The organism is Bacillus sp. TE8-1 (assembly GCF_008368855.1).
Lineage (GTDB): Bacteria > Bacillota > Bacilli > Bacillales > Bacillaceae_G > Bacillus_A > Bacillus_A cereus.
Genome location: NZ_QPET01000067.1, coordinates 1 through 2,544 on the forward strand (window position 1 = coordinate 1; position 2,544 = coordinate 2,544).

The window sequence follows — 2,544 nt, forward strand, 5'->3', positions numbered from 1 at the left end:
ATATAATATTCCTATTTGTACGTTTGGACATGCTGGTGATGGTAATTTACATCCAACTTGTATGACAGACGCTCGTAATGCAGAAGAGATGCACCGAGCTGAGCAAGCTTTTGCTGAAATATTTGCGAAAGCAATTGAACTTGGTGGTACAATTACTGGTGAACATGGTGTTGGTGCAATGAAAGCTCCATATTTAGAAATGAAATTAGGTAAAGAAGGTATTGCAGCTATGCAAGGAATAAAGCAAGCTTTCGATCCAAATAACATTATGAATCCTGGAAAAATGTTCGCGAAAGACACTCGAAAAAGAGTGGTGGTTGAGCGATGACCACATTAAATAAAGAAAATATTCAAAAAGAATTTAAAGAACGATTAAGTGAAGATGAATTACTAAACTGTATGCGATGCGGTTTTTGTTTACCTACTTGTCCTACCTACATTCAATCCGGATATAAAGAGTCACATTCACCGCGCGGACGTATTGCATTAATGAAAGCAGTCGTTGATGGTTTAATCGAACCAGATGAAGATGTTGAAAATACATTAAACGTTTGTCTTGGTTGCCGTGCTTGTGAGCCTGTTTGTCCATCTGGTGTAAATTATGGACATTTATTAGAAGAAGCTCGTGATATTATTAATCAAAATAAAAAATTCTCAGTGCCAGTGAAAGCTGTTCGAAAAGTCGTTTTTGAAGGATTATTCCCCCATCAAAATCGAATGAGAACATTAACTGGACTAATCGGATTTTATCAACGTTCTGGTTTACAAACGCTAACACATAAAACAGGGATTATGAAGTTATTCCCTGAAACCCTTGCAACGATGGATCTCGTTTTACCAAAAGTCCCTAAAATGAAAGCGATGAAAGATCGTCCTTCATTTTTACCTGCAGAAAGTACAAAGAAAAAACAAGTTGCATTCTTTACAGGCTGCTTAATGGATACGATGTTTTTAGAAACAAATAATGCAACGATGAAACTTCTTCAATTAGCTGGTTGTGATATCGTTATTCCGAAAACACAAAGTTGCTGCGGTGCATTGCATGGACATGCTGGTGAAAAGAGTGGAGCAAAAGAATTAGCAAAGCGAAATATAAAAGCATTCGAAAATTTAAACATCGACTATATTATTACGAATGCAGGTGGTTGCGGGGCTTATCTTGTAGACTATGATTATCTTTTAAAGGATGATCCGGATTGGGCTGAACGTGCTAAGCAGTTTGTTTCTAAAATTAAAGATATTACTGCTATACTAGTAGAACTAGACTTCCATAAGCGAACTGACTTACGACTCACGCCGCAGGTTATTACGTATCAAGACTCTTGTCATTTACGCAATGTTATGCGCACATCTTCTGAACCTCGTATGTTACTAGAGGCTATCCAAGGTGCAACATATCGAGAAATGAAAGATGCCGACCGCTGCTGTGGCTCTGCTGGTATTTACAATATTGTTCATTCAGAGTTATCAATGGAATTTCTAGATTACAAAATGGACCGTGTGCATGAAACAGAAGCAGCAACCATTGTTACTGCAAATCCAGGTTGTTTATTACAAATGAAATTGGGCATTGAGCGAGAAGGGCTTTCTCATAAAATGAGAGGAATTCACATTGTGGATTTATTATTAGAAGCAATTGAAACTAACTCGTAACAACTCGTAACATACGTAATAATAGGAAAACGGCTATCTCCTTCGTCTATGTAAAGAGATAGCCGCTTTTTTGTCTGCTACAACATTAAAAATATGTTACTTTATTATAAAAAAGAACAACAGAAACATTACAGTTTTGTAAAAATCAATCCATTATATTCCTCGAAAAATCGTTCAAACCATTGATACAATAGGATTCTTCATTTTCTATTTAGGTAACTTTATCCAAAAATCCCCTCTTAAAACCAAGTATAAAAACACTATAAATTCCTTTTATACTCTATATTTCTCTTATTTTTACCCCCTTCTTCTCTTAGGATAAATTAGGTAATTTTAAAGTCTATGAATTTTTTTCCATCTTTTTTCTCGCAAATTGTATGCTACGATGAATTTGTCAGTCAGACAGGCTGTCAAAAACAAATCGTGTGAAAACAAATTAAAACTTTATATAGGGGGACACACATCATGAAAAAGCGTGTTTTATTATCTGTAGCTGCTGCAACAGCTCTTACTTTAGGAGTATCTTCTCTAGATGCACAAGCTGCAACAGTACAACCATCTAACGTAAAGGTTCAAAATATTCAGCATTCAAAAGTAATGATGAAACAAATGAGCCAACAAGAATTACAAGCATTCTTACAATCTATGGGAGTTGAATCATTAGCACAATGGCAACAAGGAAACTTCCAACCAAACTGCTTCATTCCTGGTCAACAACCTACTGAAAATGTTGTAACTGAGCAACCAACAGCTAAGCCAGAAACTCAAAAGCCAGTTGAGCAAAAACCTGCCGAGCAAAAGCCTGCTGAAGAAGTTCAAAAACCAGAAGCTCAAAAGCCTGCTGAAAACAACAATACTCAAAAACCAGCTGAGCAAAAGCCTGCTGAAGAA

2 protein-coding genes and 1 pseudogene are annotated in these 2,544 nt (G+C 36.2%); all 3 read left to right on the plus strand.

The window, feature by feature from the left end; all coding sequences use genetic code 11:
* Nucleotides 1–328: FAD-linked oxidase C-terminal domain-containing protein (locus DN404_RS30310; RefSeq protein ID WP_304520831.1), on the plus strand; the 328-nt coding region annotated here is incomplete at its 5' end.
* The gene (locus DN404_RS30315) at nucleotides 325–1,653 is read left to right on the plus strand and encodes a (Fe-S)-binding protein (RefSeq protein ID WP_006917711.1); all 1,329 of its coding nucleotides are present in this window, start codon (nucleotides 325–327) and stop codon (nucleotides 1,651–1,653) included. The genes DN404_RS30310 and DN404_RS30315, both read left to right, overlap by 4 nt.
* A 465-nt stretch (nucleotides 1,654–2,118) precedes the next feature.
* Nucleotides 2,119–2,544, plus strand: a pseudogene (locus DN404_RS30320) (CAP domain-containing protein); the annotation flags it as partial.

What these genes read in the sequence shown, in the direction of transcription:
- DN404_RS30315 (WP_006917711.1), top strand. Translation starts at nt 325, where the DNA reads ATGACCACATTAAATAAAGAAAATATTCAAAAAGAATTTAAAGAACGA.